Source organism: Trinickia camelliae, assembly GCF_053525655.1.
This window is the reverse complement of the sequence record NZ_JBCHAA010000003.1, coordinates 349,412-367,230: the sequence shown is the minus strand read 5'-3', so window position 1 is coordinate 367,230 and position 17,819 is coordinate 349,412. Positions and strand designations below refer to the sequence as shown.

The window sequence follows — 17,819 nt, the reverse complement described above, 5'->3', positions numbered from 1 at the left end:
ATCTCAATTCATACAATGGAATAGAAATGACTGAACCGCTTTACCAGTGTTTAACAAACACGGAACCAAATTCAAACATCAATGTTTATACGTCACGTTTGTGCAAGCCTTGGAAAATTTCGAGCGACGGATTGTCGTTCATCGCTGAGATCGAATCCGGCCTGTTGAACGGCAAAAACTTCCAGGGTCACCAAGTAACAGACGGCTTTATTCTCACTGTATATTTGGATAATCGAGGTTTGCCTACCGTCGGTTGCGGCCACCTTGTTGTGCCCAATGACAAGTTGAAGACAGGGCAAGCCATCACGCTAGAGCAAGCACAAAAATTCTTGCGGGACGATCTAGCGACAGTCGAAAATAGGCTTAACCGAGATGTTAAGGTTCCCCTCTATCAATTTGAATACGATGCACTTGTCAGCATAGTATTCAACTGTGGCGCCTATGGGGGAGCGGACAAGATCATAGAAAAGGGCAACGCGGGAAATTACAATTCTCTATTCGATTTTATACTTACATATCGAATCGGAAACAATCCAAATCTTAAACATCGTCGCTTTTGGGAAGGACGTCTGTTTGCTTCAGGGATATATGATGCGAGACATTAAATTAGCAGGTGTCGCCCTCTGCGGATCGCTGTTTTTATTCGTAAGCGCATTCGGCAAAACGAGTCCGGAATGCCTCAAGCACCTAGGTGGGGGATTCTCTGACGCACAATGCTACGCCGGTCTTAGTGCGCAGATCGTTGAAGAAAACAAGAGTCTATATAAAAAGATTCGCTCAACGATCCCAGAGGGAAACGAACACGCGAAGACGCTTGACGTTTATATGGTGGCACAGGATAAAGCCGTTGCCTTCTGTGATCTGCAACGCGATGCGGGCGCAAAGTGGGAGACCAACCCGAGCGGATCAATGTACCCGGCACTATATGAACAATGCGTTTACGATCTTCGGAAAGTACAAAACAAGTTTCTGAAAGACCTATCGAACATGGCGAATTGGTAAAGATCAGCCCCGCTTCGGCGGGGCAATTCATTTGAGCGCCAATCGTGCCTGTTCGTGCGCCTCGTTCGCACGATCAAACAATGCCCTTTGCCAGCTTCCGCTGGCCCTCGTTTCCTCTGCGTTGATGCGGCGCGCGTCGCCGTCAAACGTTCTGCACGAACATATATTGCTTCGTGACCTTCTCGCTAACTTCAAACACCCCGCGAAACCCCTCCGGCACGAACACCGCATCGCCGGGCCCGAACGGTTTGCGGGTCCCATCATCGGCGACGATCGCCCCCGTGCCCGAGATCACGTGAAAGAACTCATACTGCCCCGCCGGAAAATCGATCCGCCACGCGCCTTCAGTACCACTCCAAATACCGCTCGACACCTTTCCGTCCGCGCTTTCGAAATGCGGCCAGTCGCGCCGGTCGGGATCGCCGCGCAGCAGGCGTCCGGGCGCGAGCGTTAATTGCACGCCCTCGCCTTCAGGCAGGTTGAAGCAATGACTTTCGATCGAACTGTTAGTCAGGGACAAAGACATCGGTCGGCTCTCTTTCTCTTGGTGATTTCAAAAACGTTCAACGCGCGGCCTGCCGAAGCTCGGGCCACGACGCGCATAACTCCATGAAAATCTCGTCGATCGCTTCAGCGCCGTCGTTCATCTCGACACGCGCATCGAGCGCATCGAAGACCCGGTGCTTGATGAAGTACCGCCACTGCACCGGCACGCCGGCCAGAATGCGCGTGAGCGCGGCGTAACGCTCGCGCGTCCACTTCGCTTCGAATGCGGCGCGGTAAGGGCCGAAATCGAACGCCGGCGTCTCGCCGACGCGCGCCGCGAGCTGCGCCCGCTCGCGCAACCTCGCCGTCTCTTCGGCATCGATTTCACCGTCGACCAGCGCCACCGCATACACTTCGCGCGCTTCCAACTCGGTGACGTACCCACGCCGCACGTCATCGCGCACACGCTCGATATCGCGTTCGATCGGCAATCCATAGCCCCCCGCCCCCGCGCCCTCCAGCCGAATCACATCGCCCGGATTGCAGATCACGAGATCGGTATTGCCAAGTGGCTCCTCACGCGGCGTGCCAGGATTCTTCGTAAAGCGCGCATTCGCACCCGCACGTCCGCCGCGCACGCCCCACGACGCAAAGTGTGTGCGATCGCGATTGCGCGCCGTGACGAGCGTGTTCGGCGAAAACACCTGAAACTCCATCACGAGCCCCTGCCCGCCGCGATACTTTCCAGCACCGCCCGAACCAGGCGCGACGCCATAGCGCGTGATGCGAATCGGCACCTCGGCCTCGTTGATTTCGACCGGCGTATTGCGCAGGAACGCGTTGTTCGCGCCAGAGCCGTCCTCGCCATCATCGAACGGCATGCCGCCAGCCCCACCGCCGATCGGGCCGATCGACGCCATCACCGTGCCACCCTCTTTGTTCATCGTCTTCACGCTGAGGATTGACAGACCACCGGCCGGACACGCCGCAAGCCGTTCGGGAATCGCCTGCGAAAACGCGCCGAACGTCAGCAAATGCAGCAGCTTGCACGTGAGGCTGCGCATGCCCACCGCCGCCGGGCGCTGCGCATTGACGACACTGCCTTCCGGCAGCACGCAGCGCGCGGCGCGCAGCAGGCCGCTGTTGAGCAGGATCTCCGGGTTCAACGTGTACAGCACATACACGAAGCCCACGAGCGCCAGCGCATGCCGCTCACGTCCACCTGTCGGAATGTTCAGCGACGACTGCAGTTGCGGATCGCTGCCCGTGTAATCGAACTCGACGCTGCCGTCGCGAATCCGCAGCGTGAGCGCGACGCGCATCGGCTTGCCGCGCACCGAGTCTTCATCCGCGTACTCGGCGAAGAAATACTCGCCATCGGGAATGCCACGCAGGATCGTGCGCGCCTGCTCCTCCGAATAGTCGAGCAGCGCCCGCATGCCAGCCTTGAAGCCATCGATACCAAAGCGCTCGATGATCTCCAGCACACGCCGCTCGCCCGTATGCAGCGACGCGAACTGCGCATGCAAATCGCCGACGTTCTGCGCAGGCACGCGCACATTCGCCGCCATCACGCGCACGAGCGCTTCGTCGAGCATGCCTTGGCGCACGATCTTGGTCGGCGGAAAGCGGATGCCCTCCTGCTCGATCTCGGTCAGCGTGCGCGAGAGCGACGCGGGCACAGCGCCGCCCATATCGGTGTTATGGATGTGGCCGCCGACGAAGCACACGATCTCGCCTTCGTAGAACACCGGCTTCCACAGCACGATATCGGGCGTGTGCGTCGCGACGAAGCCGCTGTAAGCGTCGTTCGTCATGCCGATGTCGCCCGGCTCGTAGTGGTCGATCATGCCGATCACGGGGCCGTAGTCGAGGCCGACGTACCACGTCGCGCCGAGCGTTTTCGGCGACGCGAACGTGTGGCCGTCGGGCGTCATGATCGCGCACGAGAAGTCTTCGGTCTCTTTGACGAAGGTCGAGTGCGCGGTGCGCACGAGCGTGTAGGCCATGCTCTCCGCAGCAGCCACGCAGTAATTCGCGAAGATCTGCAGCACGGACTTGTCGAACGACATCGGCATCGGCGGCTCCGGTTAGTTCGCGAGGATTTGCGTCAGGATCAGATTGCCGTAGGCATCGACCTCGCCCGCGAAGCCCGGCAGCACGCAGGTCGTGCAGTCGTCCTGTGCGATGACCGCCGGGCCTTCGAGACGTTGCCCCGCGAGCAATTTCGAGCGATGGAACAGCGTCGCGTCGCGGAACGCGCCGTCCATCCAGACTTTCACGCGTGCATCAGGGACCGCGGGTTCGTCGCTGGCGGCGATCGGGCGCAGCGCGGGCTTCGGCGTTTGCGAGGCGATCACCAAGCGCAACGCGACGACCTGGATCTTGGCGTGCGCATCGCTGTGGCCGTAGAGGCGCGCGTGCTCGCGATGGAACGCATCGCTCAATGCGGCGAGGTCCTGTGTTTCGAGCCACGTCATGTCGAGCGGCGTGTCGATTTCGAACGACTGGCCCTTGTAGCGCATGTCGGCGGAAACGGTGACGGTCACGCGCACGTCGCTTAACGAATCGGCGTCACCAGCTTCACCCGCCAGCCACGCCCGCGCCGCCGCATCGAGCGCGCGCACATCGTCGCGCAACTGCTTGAGCGATGCCGCGTCAAGGTCGTAGTACGTCGTCTTCACGAAGTCGTTCTTCGTATCGGCGATCAATCCGCCGAGCGCGCTCAACACGCCGGGCGTCACCGGCACGACGATCTGCTCCATCCCGAGCGCCCGCGCGAAGTAGCACGCGAGCATCGGCCCCGCGCCGCCGAACGGCAGCAGCGAGAACATGCGGGGATCGATACCGAAGCGCGACACGATCCGGCTCACGCCCGCGTACATCCCCGACACCGACACATCAACGATCGCTTCCGCCGTCTTGTAGATATCGGAACCGAGGCGCTGCGCCAAGGCATCGATCACGCGGCACGCGGCGTCGTGATCGACCTTCACCGAGTTGTAGCCGAGGCTCGCGTTGCCGATCACGCCCATCACCGCGAACGCATCGGTGATCGTCGCGCGGGTGCCGCCGCGTCCGTAGCACACGGGCCCGGGGTTGGAGCCCGCGCTTTCGGGGCCGACCTTGAGCACGCCGAAGTCGTCGACCCAGGCGATCGAGCCACCGCCGTCGCCAATCGACGACACGGACACCGACGGAATATGAATCTGAAAATCGCCGATATACTCGCCGGTCGCGTACTGTGGCTCGCCATCGACGATCAGCGCGACATCCGCTGTGGTACCCCCGATGTCGAGGCTCATGCAGTGCTTCAAGCCACAAAGCTGCGCGACGTAGGCCGCGCCGATCACGCCCGACGCGGTGCCCGAAAGGATCATCTGCACGCAGTTGGTTTTGCCGGCCTCGGCGCTCATCACGCCGCCGTTCGACTTCGTGACTTTCATGTCGGCGGCGATGCCGGTTTCGCGCAACGCGCGCTGCAGCGACGAAAGATAGTGCGCAACCTTGGGCTGCACATAGCCGCCGATCACGGCCGTCGACGTGCGCTCGTATTCGCGGATGATCGGCCACACGTCGCTCGAACACGACACGAAAAACCCCGGCATCTCGCGCTCGATAAGCGCCTTCACTTCATGCTCGTGCGCCGGGTTGCGATACGAATGCAGCAACGAAACAACTACGCCTTCGCATCCGGCGCGGCGCAATCCTGCGAGCGCTTCGAGCACGCTCGCTTCATCGACCGGTGTGTCTTCCGTACCGTCCGCCGTGAGCCGCTCCACCACGCCGAACACGCGTTCGCGCGGCACAAGTGGCGCGGGGCGTTTCGAAAAAAGGTTGTACATATCCGGCCCCTTGAGGCGCGCGATGTCGAGCACATCCTCGAAGTGGCGCGTCGTGATGAGGCCAAGGCGCAAGCCTTTGCGCTGCACGACCGCGTTCACGCCGACGGTCGTGCCGTGCGTGAAGTAAGCGACGTCATGAGGATCGATTCCGTAGCGCTCGGCCAAGCCCTCCATGCCACGCAGGACTTCGGCGCCGGGGCTGTCGGGCCGGGAGAACACCTTGAGCGTTTTGAGCTCGCCCGTCTCGTCGTCCAGTACCGCGAAGTCGGCAAACGAGCCGCCGATGTCCACGCCGATTCTCATGCCCATGCAGGTTTCCTTGGGGATGCCTTGGGGTTTCCTTCTTCCCGGCTTGGTTGTGAGGCCGTGCGCCGACGCGCTCGCCAAGCGGCGAACGTCAACGCACGGCTCGAGACGTCACACCACCGTCCGTTCGCGCGCGACCGACACTTGCTGCAGCGTCACGAGATCGGCCTCGGAGCGATGGCACAGCACCTCGGCGCCGTTCGACAACTGCCGCTTCGAGGGCGCTGTCGTGTTGCAAAGACCGTCGATGCGCAGCGGACAGCGGCCGAGGAACGTGCAGAGCTCGGTGTGGTCCGCGCGGTTTCCGATCGGCGGCAACTCGCCATGGCAACGCTCGCTGGCCTCGTCGAGCCAGCCCGTACGCAACTCGGGCGCCGACGAAATGAGCAGGTCCGCGTACGGATGGAACGGCGGCGCGCACAGCGCCGTGCGGTCGCCCGCCTCGACGCGATGGCCCGCGTACAGCACGACGATGTCGTCGCTGATCGCGCGCATCTTGCCGATGTCGTGCGTGATGAAGAGATACGAAACGCCGAGCTTCTTCTGTAGATCGGCGAGCAGATCGAGAATCGCCGCGCCGACGACCGTATCGAGCGCCGACGTCACCTCGTCGCAAAGAATCAGATCGGGCTCGGCGGCGAGCGCACGCGCGAGGTTGACGCGTTGCTTCTGCCCGCCCGACAACTCGCCCGACTTGCGCGCCGCCAGCGCCGCCGGCAGCCGCACGAGATCGAGCAGCTCGGCCACGCGACGCCGCGCCTTCTCTCCCTTCATGCCGTGATAGAACGCGAGCGGCCGCGTCAGGATCTGCTCGACCGTATGCACCGGGTTCAGCGCAGTGTCGGCGTTTTGGAACACGATCTGGATGCGGCGGAATTGCTCTTTCGTGCGTTGTTCCAGCCGCGCGGGCATCGGTTCGCCGTCGAGCAGCAACTGGCCGCCCGCCACCGGGACGAGACCCGCGATCACCTTCGCGAGCGTCGTCTTGCCGGAGCCCGATTCGCCGATCACGCCCACCGTCTTGCCACGCGGAATCACGAGATCGACGTCGTCGAGAATGCGCGCGGCGGGCAACCCTTTCGCGTCGATCTTCCCGTAGCCCGCGACGAGGCGCTTCACTTCGAGAAGTGGCCTCGGCTTCGCAGCGGCAGCATTGACTTCCACCTGCTCGCCGGCCCCATTCGCGCCGCGCCGCTTCGGCGCGACCGCGGCAATCAGGCTTTGCGTGTACGGATGCTCGGGCGCATTGAGAATCTGCCCCGTGCTGCCGACTTCGCGAATCTGCCCGTCGCTCAGCACGACAATGCGGTCGGCCATTTGCGCGACCACAGCCAGATCGTGCGACACGTAGACGGCAGTCGTGCCCAACTCCTTCACGACGCGCTTGAACGCCTGCAGCACGTCGATCTGCGTGGTGACGTCGAGCGCGGTAGTCGGCTCGTCGAGAATCACGAGTTCCGGATCGGTGATCAAAGCCATCGCGGCGAGCAACCGCTGCAACTGACCGCCCGACACCTGGTGCGGATAGCGCTTGCCGATCGTCTCCGGCGCGGGCAACGCGAGCGCGCGGAACAGCTCGACGGCCTTCGCCTGCGCGGCGGCCTTCGTCATCGTGCCGTGAATCAGCGCGCTTTCGATCACCTGATCCATGATCGAGCGCGCCGGGTTGAACGCCGCCGCCGCGCTCTGCGCGATGTAAGCCACTTTGCGGCCGCGCAGCGAAGCAAGCTGCGCAGGTGAAAGCGAACGCACGTCGCAATCGCCGACGCGGATCGAGCCGCCCGCGATGCGGCAGCCGCGCCGCGCATGGCCCATCAGCGAGAGCGCGATCGTCGTCTTGCCCGAGCCCGATTCGCCGATCAGCGCGAGCACTTCGCCGCGCGCGACGGTGAAGTCGATGTCGTGGACGATCGTCGTTTCGGGGCGGCCTTCACTGCTGCCGACCACGCGCAAGCCGCGCACTTCGACGAGGTTGCTGGAGAGGCTGCCCAAATTCATCGCGAGGTTCGCAGCCATCTCAAGCCTCCACCGCGCGACGCACGCGCAGACGCTTCCCGCCGCGCAGCCCGTCGATCAGCAGATTCACGCCGACCGTCAAAATCGCGATCGCGATGGCCGGCATCAGCACGACGGGCGCGCCATCGCCGAGACCGGCGATGTTCTCGCGCACGAGCGAGCCAAGGTCCGCAAACGGCGGCTGCACGCCAAGCCCGAGGAAGCTCAGGCTGCTCAAAAGCAGCACGACGAACACGAAGCGCAGGCCGAGATCGGCGAGCATCGGATGCAACATGTTCGGCAGAATCTCGACCCAGCAGATATAGATCGCGTTTTCGCCGCGCACCTTCGCGACCTGCACGTATTCGAGCTGGCTGATGTTCACGGCCAGCGAACGCGCGATGCGATACGCGCCGGGCGTGTAGCTGATGCCAGCGGTAATCACCAGCAGCATCAGCGACGAGCCGAACGCGGCCACGATCATCAGCGCGAACATCTTGGTCGGAATCGAGCTGACGGCATCGAGCACGCGGCTCATCGTTTCGTCGACGGCCTTGCCGGCCACGGCGGCCAAAAGCCCAAGGCCCGTGCCGACCGTCGCCGCGAACAGTGCCGCCGCGAGCGCGAGCAGCACCGTCAGGCGCGTGCCGTACATGATGCGGCTCAGCATATCGCGGCCGAGATAGTCGGAGCCGAGCGGCAGCTTCGCGGAGAACGGCGCGAACACGTCGGCCGTGACGATCTCGCCGACCGCATGCGGCGCGAGCCAAGGTCCGAACACCGCAACGAACAACGCGGCGACGACCATCGAGAAACCGATCCAGCCGCTCACCGACAGCGACGGCGCGCGACGACGCGCGCGTTTCGCGAGCGGCGCCGGTTCGCTGCCGCCGCCGGCGGGCATCGGAGAGCCCGGGGGCATCGGCGAATCAGGGTATGGCATGGCAGAACTCCTTCGCAATGCCGCATCGGGGCGGACCAACGCAGTCGGGTCGGCTGAGGATGAACGGTGATATTTCATGTCCGCAGCCTCGGGTTGGAGAGGATCGCGCACAAGTCGGCGAGCAGCACGAGCGTCAGATAGCCGAGGCAGAACAGCAGCGTGCACGCCTGCACGAGCGGCAGATCCCGGTTGCTGACCGCGTCGACCATGAGCCGCGCGAGCCCCGGATAGTTGTAGATCGTCTCGACGATGATCACGCCGCCGAGCAGATACGACAGGCTCAACGCCACGGCATTCGCGATCGGGCCGATCGCGTTCGGCAGCGCATGCAGCAGCACGACGCGCGCGGGGCTCGCGCCCTTCAACACCGCCATCTCCACATACGACGAACCGAGCTGCTCGATCACGGCCGCGCGCGTCATGCGTGCCATCTGCGCGATGATCACGCAGCACAGCGTGATCACCGGCATCGCATAGGCGCGCATGAAGTGATCGAAGCTGTCGATCTCGCCGCCATACGACAGCGCCGAAAGCCAGTGCAGCTTCACCGCGAAAATGAGCACCGCGAAGGTGGCGATCAGAAACTCGGGCGTCGCCACCAGCGACAACGTCCCGAGGCTCACGATCCGATCGAGCACCGACCCGCGCTTGACCGCCGCGAGAATGCCGAGCGAGATGGCGATCGGCACCGACACGAGCGTCGTGATCGCCGCGAGCGACAGCGACTTCGGCAAGCGCCCGGCGATCAACTCGCTGACCGGCATGTCGTTCGACAGCGACCGCCCGAAGTTGCCGTGCACGAGGCCGATGAGCCAGTTCACGTAGCGCAGGTACACGGGCTGGTCGAGGCCGAACTGCAGGCGCAGCGCGGCGAGCGTTTCCGGCGTCGCCGCCTGGCCGAGCGCCTGTTGCGCGGCGTCGCCCGGCAGCAGGTTGGTGATCGTGAAGATGATCATCGACACGATCAACAACGTCAGCAGCGTGAGCAAGAAACGCCGCGCGATCAGCGCGACTATCGTCTGGTTCATCGCACGGGTCTCCTTTTCTAAGACCGGAACATCACGCTTCCCACCAAACGTGCTCGGCGAACGAGAAGCCCATCATGCCGCCGGTCGGAATCGAGCCGAGGCCCTTCAGATGCTTGTCGTAGCCATCGAGCAGGCTGATGAACGCCGGAATGCCGATGCCGCCTTCGTTGCTGACGATCACCTGCATGTCCGCGTACATCTTCTTGCGCTTGGCGTCGTCGGTTTCGGCGCGCGCGGCGACGAGCAGCTGATCGAACTGCGGGTTCTTCCAGCCCGACTCGTTCCACGGTGCGTCGGATTTGAAGAACTGCGTGAACAGCACGTCGGCGCTCGGACGCGGGTTGATGCTGCCGAAGCCGAGCGGATGCTTCATCCAGTGGTTCGACCAGTAGCCGTCCGGCGGCACGCGGTTGACTTGAATGTTCGCGCCGATCTTCTGACCCGAGAGCTGCAGCATCTCGGCCATTTCGATCGACCCGTTGGCGTCCGACGTCGCGAAGATCGGCGGCAGCGCGGTGTTGAGCGCACCCGCCTTGTTCAGCAAGAACTTGGCCTTGTCCGGATCGTACGGCCGCTGCGGCAAGCCCGCGAAGTAGTAGCGGTGTCCCGGGGGAATCGGCTGGTCGTTGCCGATCACCGCGAAGCCGCGGAACACAGCCGAGCGGATTTGCTCGCGATCGAACAGGTACTTCATGCCCATCACGAAGTCCGGGTTGCCCGTGAGCGAGTTGTCGCGGCGCATGATGAGGTCGGTGTAGAGGCCCGACTTCGTTTCCTGGATCGCGTAGCCCGGCGTCGAGTTCACGCGCTGCGTCGCGCGCGGATCGACCGCGCTGATCAGGTGCACGTCGCCCGAGAGCAGCGCGTTCACGCGCGCCGCGTCGTCGCCGATGCCGATCAGCTCGACCTCGTCGAGATACGGCTTGCCGGGGCGCCAGTAGCTGTCGTTGCGCACGCCGATCGTCGTCACGCCCGGCTTGAACGTCTTGAGCTTGTACGGGCCCGTGCCGACCGCCGTGGTGAAATCGGTCGTGCCGTCCTTGATGATCACGAGTTGCGGCGTCGCGAGAATCGCGGGCAGATCGGCGTTCGGCGCGGCGAGCGTGATCGTCACTTCGTCCGGGCCGGTCGGCTTGATGTCGGCGAACTGGTCGGCCACCGACTTCAGCTTCGACGCCGTCGCCGGATTCTTGTGGCGCATCAGCGAGTAGGCGACGTCGGCCGGCGTCAGCGACTTGCCGTCATGGAACGTGACGCCCTTCTTGAGCTTGATGACCCACGTCTTCGCATCGGTCGACGTGAACGAGTCCGCGAGCGCGGGCTGCGGCGTCAGGCTGCCGTCGAACTGCGTGAGGCCGCTATAGAACATGAAGAAGCGGATGTAGTCGGCGCCGGTCGAGCCCTTGGCGGGGTCGAGCGTATCGGCGGTCGAACTCGATTCGTAGGCGACGCGGATCTTGCCGCCCTTCTTCGGCGTGTCGGCGAGCGCGCGCTGCGCCACGCTCATGAGACCGCCGCCCGTGGCCAGCATGCCTCCCGCGGCCAGTACACGCATCATGTCGCGGCGGCTGAAACCACCTTGTTTGATTTCGTCGTCGTTCATGGAACTACTCCTTGTACCGTGGGAAGGGTGAACACAGATTGTTTTGAGCGTCCTTTATGCACTTCTAGGCACGCGGGGCGGCATATCGTCCTGCCGTCCGACGACGATGAGGACAACGCCGGAAAGCCGCGTGTTGATTGAAATTTAAGCACCGCCAAATTGAGCGGATGTCCCGATTCGGGGTCTCGCGCGATCGAAACGCGTCGTTTTGGTGGCGCTTCACAGCATGAATTGCTGTTGCCGATTTTGGAGGGCGGGGGCTAAGGGATTGCCCGTAGGTCAGCGATGCCTAACTCAGCGAGTGCTTCGCTCACAAAGTCCACGCAAGCGCGCACTTTCGCCGACGACGCGAGCCGCGACGGATACACCGCCCAGACGTCGGCGGGCTGCGTCACATCAGGCAGGACTTGCTTGAGCGCACCGCTTTCCAGATGCTCGCGCACGTCCCAGATCGATCGCAATACGATGCCGCGACCGGCAAGCGCCCAATCGACGGCGACCTCGCCATGATTCGTCGACAGCGGTCCGGTCACCTTGATCGTCGCGGGCTCGCCGCGCACGGAAAGCCGCCAGACGCCGAGCGATTGATCGCGCTCCTTGATGGCGATGCAGTGATGCGAGGACAGGTCCGCGAGATGCTTCGGCGCGCCGTGCCGTTCCAGGTAAGCGGGCGCCGCGCACAGCACGCGATGATTCGGCGCAAGATGTTTGGCGATCAGATGCGGGGCGATCTCGTCGCCGATGCGGATGTCGAGATCGAAGCCTTCGCCGGCCACGTCGACGAGGCGATCGAACAGATCGAGCCGCACGCGAAGCTGCGGATGCCGCTGCGAGAGGCGTTCGAGGATGGGCGCGACGACTTTGCGGCCGAAGCCAAGGCTGCTGGAGACGCGCAGCGTGCCGCGCGGCACCTGGCGCGTCGCGGAGACGTCCTCGACGAGCTGATCGACGTCGTCGAGAATCTTCTCGGCCCACGCGTAGACGCGCTCGCCGGCTTCGGTGATCGCAACGCGGCGGGTCGAGCGGTGCAGCAGGCGCGTGCCGAGCTGCGTCTCCAGCATGCCGACGCGCTTGCTGACATAAGCAGGCGACACGGCCAGCGCCTCGGCCGCCGCGCTGAAGCTCGCATTGCGGACCACGACACAGAACACGCGGACGTCATCGAGGTTCAGCGATTTATTCACGATTCGTGCACAGTGGCTTAATCGAAAGCACGATTTTAGGCGAAACAAAAGGGAATAGAATCGCTCGCATTCCCTGGAGGAGGACTCAACATGCCCAAGAAAACGTACCGCATCGCCGTGATTCCGGGCGACGGGATCGGCGTTGAAGTGATGCCCGAGGCGCTGCGCGCGCTCGACGTCGTCAGCAAGCGCTTCGACATCGGCTTCGACTACCAGCACATCGAGTGGGCGAGCTGCGATTACTACATGAAGCACCGCAAGATGATGCCGGACGACTGGAAGGAACAGTTGAAGAGCGCCGACGCGATCCTGTTCGGCGCGGTCGGCTGGCCGGCCACGGTGCCCGACCACATCTCGCTGTGGGGGTCGCTCCTCAAGTTCCGCCGCGAATTCGATCAGTACATCAACCTGCGTCCGGCGCGTCTCTTCGAAGGCGTGCCCTCCCCGCTCGCGAACCGCAAGGCGGGCGACATCGATTTCATGATCGTGCGCGAGAACACCGAGGGCGAGTATTCGTCGGTGGGCGGCGTGATGTACGAAGGCACCGAGCGCGAAGTCGTGATGCAGCAGTCGATCTTCTCGCGCCACGGCACCGAGCGCGTGCTGAAGTACGCGTTCGATCTCGCCCAGCGCCGCGCCGCGAAGAAGATCACGGTCGCGACGAAGAGCAACGGCATCGCGATCAGCATGCCGTGGTGGGACGCGCGTGCGGCGGAGGTCGCGGCGCAGTATCCGGACGTCGCGTGGGACAAGCAGCACATCGACATCCTCTGCGCGCGCTTCGTGATGAACCCCGACCGCTTCGACGTGGTGGTCGCGTCGAACCTGTTCGGTGACATCCTCTCGGATCTCGGGCCGGCGTGCACCGGCACGATTGGTCTGGCGCCGTCGGGCAATTTGAATCCTGAGCGCAAGTTTCCGTCGCTGTTTGAACCCGTGCATGGGTCGGCGCCGGATATCGCGGGGAAGAACATCGCGAACCCGGTGGCGATGATCTGGTCGGCGGCGATGATGGTCGATTTTCTGGGCGGTAATGTGGCTGGGCCGGAGCGTGAGGCGCACGATGCGATCCTCGCGGCGATCGAGGATGTGCTCAAGGTAGGGCCGCATACAGGGGATCTCGGCGGGAAGGCGAGTACGACGGAAGTCGGCCAGGCGATCAGCGAGCGGTTGCAAAGCGCGTAACCCAGCGGGGTTGGCAATCGGGTTGCATCAAGTCACCATATGAGGAAAACGGCGCCGCCTCCTCGGCGCCGCATTCTATGGAGACCCCAGGATGAATTCCGTGTTGTTCCGCAACGGCGCTCTGCTCGATCCGACCCAACCCGAACTGCTGCCCGGCCACGACGTACTGATCGAAGGCAAAGTCGTGCGCGAGGTGTCGGACAAGCCGATCAAGAGCGCCAGCGCGACGGTCATCGATTTGAAGGGCAAGACGATCATGCCGGGCCTGATCGACTTGCACGCGCACATCATCGCGATCGAGTTCAACCTGCCGCGCGTCGCGACCCTGCCCAACGTGCTCGTCACGCTGCGCGCGCTGCCGCTCATGCGCGCGATGCTGCGCCGCGGCTTCACCACGATCCGCGACGCCGGCGGCGCGGGCTTCCCGTTTAAAGAGGCCGTCGAAAGCGGGCTCGCCGAGGGCCCGCGCATGTTCGTCTCGGGACGCGCGCTGTCGCAGACAGGCGGCCACGCCGACATGCGCTCCCGCCACGACTACCTCGCGCCCGACATGCCGTGCCAATGCTGCGTGCGCGTCGGCGCGCTCGGGCGGATCGTGGACGGCGTCGACGGCGTGCGCCGCGCCGTGCGCGAGGAACTGCAAATGGGCGCGGACCAGATCAAGATCATGGCCTCGGGCGGCGTCTCCTCGCCGACCGATCCCGTCGGCGCGTGGGGCTATTCGGAAGACGAGATCCGCGCGATCGTCGAAGAAGCCCGCGCACGCGACACCTACGTGCTCGCGCACGCCTACACGGCCGAATCGATCGCGCGCGCGGTGCGCTGCGGCGTGCGCACGATCGAGCACGGCAACCTCATCGACGAGGCCACCGCGCGGCTCGTCGCCGAGCACAATGCGTTCGTCGTGCCGACGCTCGTCACCTACGATGCGCTCGCGAGCGAAGGCGAAAAGTACGGCCTGCCGCCCGAGAGCGTGGCGAAAGTCGAAGCGGTTCACGCCGCGGGCCTGCGCTCGCTCGAAATCCTGAAGCGGGCAGGCGTCAAGATGGGCTTCGGCACCGATCTGCTCGGCGAAGCGCAGCGCCTGCAAAGCGACGAGTTCCGCATTCGCTCGGAGGTGCTGAGCCCGTTGGAGATCATCCAGAGCGCGACGCTCGTCGGCGCCGAAGTGCTCCGCATGACCGGCAAGCTCGGACGCCTCGCACCTGACGCGATCGCCGATGTGCTCGTCGTCGACGGCAATCCGCTCAAGTCCGTCGACTGCCTGCTTGGCCAAGGCGACCACATTCCGCTCGTGATGAAGGATGGGCACATCCATTTCAACGAGTTGGAAAGCGCCTGATCATCCCCTGAGCCTTACCACGGGCGCTTGATCGCCCGTCAGCGCACATAAGAAAGCGCCGTACCGCAGCATCCTTTCGTTCACCGACCTTAAGCAGGTGACGCCATGACATCGATTGCCGCCCGTATCGAGCGCATGCCGTTTGCGCGCTTTCATCGTCGCCTGCTGCTGATGGGCGGCCTCGGCTACACGTTCGATGCCATGGATGCCGCGGTGCTGGCGTTCCTGTTGCCGGTGCTGCGGCAGCAGTGGGGACTCACCAGCGTGCAGACCGGCGTGCTCGGCAGCGGCACGTTCATGGGGTATTTCTTCGGCGCGATGCTCGCCGGCATGCTCGGCGACCTGATCGGCAGACGGCGCGTGATGATGTGGGCGCTCGTCATCTATTGCGTCGCGTCGCTCGCGAGCGCCGTCGCGCACGATTGGCCGTTCTTCCTTGGCACGCGGATCGTCGCCGGGCTCGGCACCGGCGCGGAAAGCGCGATCGTCGCGCCGTTTCTTTCCGAGTTCGTCGCGCGGCGCTATCGCGGCGCGTTCACCGGCTCGCTGGCCGGGTTCTTCTCGTTCGGCTTCGTCGCCGCCGCGCTGCTCGGCTACCTCGTGATCCCGCTCGCGCCCGAAGCCTGGCGCGCCGTGATGGTGATCACCGCGCTGCCGATCGTGATGCTGCTCTGGTGGCGCCGCGCGCTGCCCGAGTCGCCGCGCTGGCTCGAAGCGCGCGGCCGGCACGACGAAGCGGAAGCGATCGTCGCACGTGCGGAGGCCGAGCTCGCCGCCGAAGGCAAGGTGCTCGAAGCCGTCCCCGACGAGGCCGCGCTCGCGGGCGCCGTGCCAGTGGCGGCAGCGCGGCGCGGGTCGGTGCTCGAGAACGTGAAGGCGCTCTGGTCGCGGCACCTTGCGCGCATCACCGCGATGACCTGGCTCATGTGGCTGTCGATCACCTTCAGCTACTACGCTTTCTTCACGTGGATTCCGGGCCTGCTCGTGCAGAGCGGGATGACCATTACGAAGAGCTTTTCGTATTCGCTCGTGATCTACATCGCGCAGATACCGGGCTACTTCACCGGTGCATGGCTCAACGAAAAGATCGGCCGGCAGGCGACGATCGCGACGTACATGGTGCTGGGCGGCGCGTCGGCGCTCGGGCTTGCGCTCACGCACAGCGGCTCCGGCATCCTGATGTGCGGCTTCCTGCTGTCGTTCTTCATGAACGGCACGTATGCGGGCGTCTACGCGTATACCCCCGAGGTCTTTCCCACCGACGTGCGCACGACCGGCGTCGGACTCGCGTCGTCGATCGGGCGGCTCGGGGCGATCGCGGCGCCGATCCTGGTCGGCTACGTGTATCCGATAGCGGGCTTTGCCGGCGTGTTCGGCGCGACCACGACCGTGCTCCTGATCGGCGCGCTGGCCGTCGTCGTGATGGGCGTGCAGACCCGCGGGCGCTCGCTCGAAGAAATCGCGGCGGGGCAACTGCGCCGATGAACGCGCGCCGCCGCAATTGCGCAACACCACGCCGCGCTATGCGCCAAATCTTTCCTTAGCCGCCAACGCGCGCTGCTATAGTTTCAGCCTGTTCCGCATGCAGTCCCTATTAAAGCGCACCGTAGCCGCCGCGCCGAAAGCCCGTTTCACGCCGCCCGCGTCCTAGGGTCACCGTTTCGTGCCATACGAGCCATTTAGCGCCACACACCATGTTTAGCCCTGTCGGACTCATCGGCATCGCGATCCTTTCCTGCGTGATCAGCATGGCCGTTTTCGGTTCGCTGCTGAAAGCCGCGATTCCCGGTCTGACCCGCTGGTTTTCCGCTTACGGGCTCATCACCGTCGCCCTCGTCGTACTCGAATTGCGCGGCCACGAGCCGGAAGGCTTCGCTTTCATCTGCGCGAGCGCTTTGCTGTTGATCGGCGCACTCTTCGTCCTGCAAGGCTGCCGGCAATTCTTCGGCCGCCCTCCGCTACATGGGCTCGAGATGGCTGGCGTGGCCGCGGTGCTGATCGGTCTCGCCTATTGGACCTTCGTCGCACCCAACCTCAACGCGCGTGTGACCACGATGTCGCTGTATTTCGCGTACGTGCGCTTCGCGATCGCGTGGATGTCATATCGCTTCCGGCCTCTGCACCGTCCGAAGTACAGCTACCTGTTCGTTACGATCACCGCGCTCACCGGTGCGATCTTTCACCTGGCCCGAGGGCTCGCGTACTTCTTCGGGCTCGCGCATCAAACGGCATTCCTGGAGCCCTCGCCGCTGAATGTCGCCTTTCTCGCGCTCGGCATCCTGACGTTGCCGTTTCTGTCGATCGGCATGGTCATGCTCGCTCACGACCGCCTCGCCGAGCGCATGGAGCGCCTCGCGACGATCGACGAACTGACCGGCGCGCTGGTGCGCCGCGCGTTCATCGCACGCGCCGAAACGCTGCTCGTCGCGGCGCGCGCGGGCAAACGCAAGCTGTCGCTCGCGATTCTCGACATCGATCACTTCAAGGCCGTCAACGATCAGCACGGGCACGCGGTCGGCGATCATACGCTCGCTCATTTCGTCACCTTGCTCTCGCAAGGCATACGGCGCACCGACGTCATCGGGCGCCTCGGCGGCGAGGAGTTCGCGATCCTCTTCGTATCGACCGGCAAGTCCGACGCGGCAAGACTGGTCGATCAACTCAGAACCACGGTGACGGCCTCCCCCGCGCCCGCCGGCTCGTGCGCGATCGCGTGCTCGTTCAGCGCGGGCGTCGACGAATTCGGCGACGGCGACACCTTGACTGCCGTCCTGGCGAGAGCCGACGCCGCGCTCTACGAGGCCAAGGCCATGGGACGCAATTGCGTGGTGGTGGCGCCCTCGCCGGAAGGACTGAGCGTAGAGTGCGTGGAGGCAGACTGATGGGCTCTGACGAGCATT

At 64.1% G+C, this 17,819-nt stretch carries 14 protein-coding genes; 6 read left to right on the top strand and 8 right to left on the bottom strand.

Going from position 1 to position 17,819, the window contains the following annotated elements; genetic code table 11:
- The first annotated feature begins 26 nt into the window (after positions 1 to 26).
- Together AAHK20_RS07900 and AAHK20_RS07895 are read left to right on the top strand one after the other, a co-directional pair.
- Positions 27 to 605 carry a lysozyme gene (locus AAHK20_RS07900; protein ID WP_449180895.1) on the top strand — a complete coding sequence of 193 codons (579 nt, stop codon included), beginning with the start codon at positions 27 to 29 and terminating at the stop codon, positions 603 to 605.
- Entirely contained in the window at positions 592 to 1,002 is a 411-nt protein-coding gene (locus AAHK20_RS07895) for a hypothetical protein (RefSeq protein WP_449180894.1), read from the top strand. The genes AAHK20_RS07900 and AAHK20_RS07895 overlap by 14 nt, the downstream gene beginning before the upstream one ends.
- A 142-nt stretch (positions 1,003 to 1,144) precedes the next feature.
- On the opposite strand, the gene AAHK20_RS07890 is transcribed toward AAHK20_RS07895, so the two are convergent.
- From AAHK20_RS07890 to AAHK20_RS07855, 8 genes are all read right to left on the bottom strand, one after another.
- Complete coding sequence (locus AAHK20_RS07890) at positions 1,145 to 1,528, bottom strand: cupin domain-containing protein (RefSeq protein ID WP_449180893.1); 384 nt, start codon at positions 1,526 to 1,528, stop codon at positions 1,145 to 1,147.
- A 37-nt stretch (positions 1,529 to 1,565) separates the two neighbouring features.
- Positions 1,566 to 3,560, bottom strand: a complete 1,995-nt coding sequence (locus AAHK20_RS07885; RefSeq protein ID WP_449180980.1) for a hydantoinase B/oxoprolinase family protein — start codon at positions 3,558 to 3,560, stop codon at positions 1,566 to 1,568.
- Between the two features lie 18 nt (positions 3,561 to 3,578).
- The gene (locus AAHK20_RS07880) at positions 3,579 to 5,642 is read right to left on the bottom strand and encodes a hydantoinase/oxoprolinase family protein (RefSeq protein WP_449180892.1); all 2,064 of its coding nucleotides are present in this window, start codon (positions 5,640 to 5,642) and stop codon (positions 3,579 to 3,581) included.
- A gap of 108 nt (positions 5,643 to 5,750) precedes the next feature.
- Positions 5,751 to 7,655, bottom strand: coding sequence for an ABC transporter ATP-binding protein (locus AAHK20_RS07875; RefSeq protein ID WP_449180891.1), 1,905 nt, complete (start codon positions 7,653 to 7,655; stop codon positions 5,751 to 5,753).
- Between the two features lies 1 nt (position 7,656).
- Entirely contained in the window at positions 7,657 to 8,577 is a 921-nt protein-coding gene (locus tag AAHK20_RS07870; protein ID WP_449180890.1) for an ABC transporter permease, read from the bottom strand.
- 74 nt (positions 8,578 to 8,651) lie between these two features.
- Positions 8,652 to 9,605: an ABC transporter permease gene (locus AAHK20_RS07865; protein WP_449180889.1), complete on the bottom strand. Its 954-nt coding sequence runs from the start codon at positions 9,603 to 9,605 to the stop codon at positions 8,652 to 8,654.
- A 31-nt stretch (positions 9,606 to 9,636) separates the two neighbouring features.
- Positions 9,637 to 11,208 carry an ABC transporter substrate-binding protein gene (locus AAHK20_RS07860; protein WP_449180888.1) on the bottom strand — a complete coding sequence of 524 codons (1,572 nt, stop codon included), beginning with the start codon at positions 11,206 to 11,208 and terminating at the stop codon, positions 9,637 to 9,639.
- Positions 11,209 to 11,468: 260 nt separating this feature from the next.
- Positions 11,469 to 12,392 (bottom strand): LysR family transcriptional regulator, encoded by a 924-nt coding sequence (locus AAHK20_RS07855; protein WP_449180887.1) that lies wholly within the window; start codon positions 12,390 to 12,392, stop codon positions 11,469 to 11,471.
- A 90-nt stretch (positions 12,393 to 12,482) separates the two neighbouring features.
- Between AAHK20_RS07855 and AAHK20_RS07850 the strand changes: the two genes are divergently transcribed.
- From AAHK20_RS07850 to AAHK20_RS07835, 4 genes are all read left to right on the top strand, one after another.
- On the top strand, positions 12,483 to 13,577 hold the full coding sequence (locus AAHK20_RS07850) for a tartrate dehydrogenase (RefSeq protein WP_449180886.1): 1,095 nt from the start codon (positions 12,483 to 12,485) through the stop codon (positions 13,575 to 13,577).
- 91 nt (positions 13,578 to 13,668) lie between these two features.
- Positions 13,669 to 14,919, top strand: a complete 1,251-nt coding sequence (locus AAHK20_RS07845) for a metal-dependent hydrolase family protein (protein ID WP_449180885.1) — start codon at positions 13,669 to 13,671, stop codon at positions 14,917 to 14,919.
- Between the two features lie 105 nt (positions 14,920 to 15,024).
- The gene (locus AAHK20_RS07840; RefSeq protein WP_449180884.1) at positions 15,025 to 16,404 is read left to right on the top strand and encodes an MFS transporter; all 1,380 of its coding nucleotides are present in this window, start codon (positions 15,025 to 15,027) and stop codon (positions 16,402 to 16,404) included.
- A 209-nt stretch (positions 16,405 to 16,613) separates the two neighbouring features.
- Complete coding sequence (locus AAHK20_RS07835; protein ID WP_449180883.1) at positions 16,614 to 17,801, top strand: GGDEF domain-containing protein; 1,188 nt, start codon at positions 16,614 to 16,616, stop codon at positions 17,799 to 17,801.
- Positions 17,802 to 17,819: the final 18 nt, after the last annotated feature.

Excerpts from the sequence above, each read along its gene's own strand:
- AAHK20_RS07840 (WP_449180884.1), top strand. The coding sequence starts at position 15,025 with ATGACATCGATTGCCGCCCGTATCGAGCGCATGCCGTTTGCGCGCTTT.
- AAHK20_RS07870 (WP_449180890.1), bottom strand. The coding sequence starts at position 8,577 with ATGCCATACCCTGATTCGCCGATGCCCCCGGGCTCTCCGATGCCCGCC.
- AAHK20_RS07890 (WP_449180893.1), bottom strand. The coding sequence starts at position 1,528 with ATGTCTTTGTCCCTGACTAACAGTTCGATCGAAAGTCATTGCTTCAAC.
- AAHK20_RS07835 (WP_449180883.1), top strand. The coding sequence starts at position 16,614 with ATGTTTAGCCCTGTCGGACTCATCGGCATCGCGATCCTTTCCTGCGTG.
- AAHK20_RS07845 (WP_449180885.1), top strand. The coding sequence starts at position 13,669 with ATGAATTCCGTGTTGTTCCGCAACGGCGCTCTGCTCGATCCGACCCAA.
- AAHK20_RS07900 (WP_449180895.1), top strand. The coding sequence starts at position 27 with ATGACTGAACCGCTTTACCAGTGTTTAACAAACACGGAACCAAATTCA.
- AAHK20_RS07850 (WP_449180886.1), top strand. The coding sequence starts at position 12,483 with ATGCCCAAGAAAACGTACCGCATCGCCGTGATTCCGGGCGACGGGATC.
- AAHK20_RS07885 (WP_449180980.1), bottom strand. The coding sequence starts at position 3,560 with ATGTCGTTCGACAAGTCCGTGCTGCAGATCTTCGCGAATTACTGCGTG.
- AAHK20_RS07860 (WP_449180888.1), bottom strand. The coding sequence starts at position 11,208 with ATGAACGACGACGAAATCAAACAAGGTGGTTTCAGCCGCCGCGACATG.
- AAHK20_RS07875 (WP_449180891.1), bottom strand. The coding sequence starts at position 7,655 with ATGGCTGCGAACCTCGCGATGAATTTGGGCAGCCTCTCCAGCAACCTC.
- AAHK20_RS07895 (WP_449180894.1), top strand. The coding sequence starts at position 592 with ATGCGAGACATTAAATTAGCAGGTGTCGCCCTCTGCGGATCGCTGTTT.
- AAHK20_RS07880 (WP_449180892.1), bottom strand. The coding sequence starts at position 5,642 with ATGGGCATGAGAATCGGCGTGGACATCGGCGGCTCGTTTGCCGACTTC.
- AAHK20_RS07865 (WP_449180889.1), bottom strand. The coding sequence starts at position 9,605 with ATGAACCAGACGATAGTCGCGCTGATCGCGCGGCGTTTCTTGCTCACG.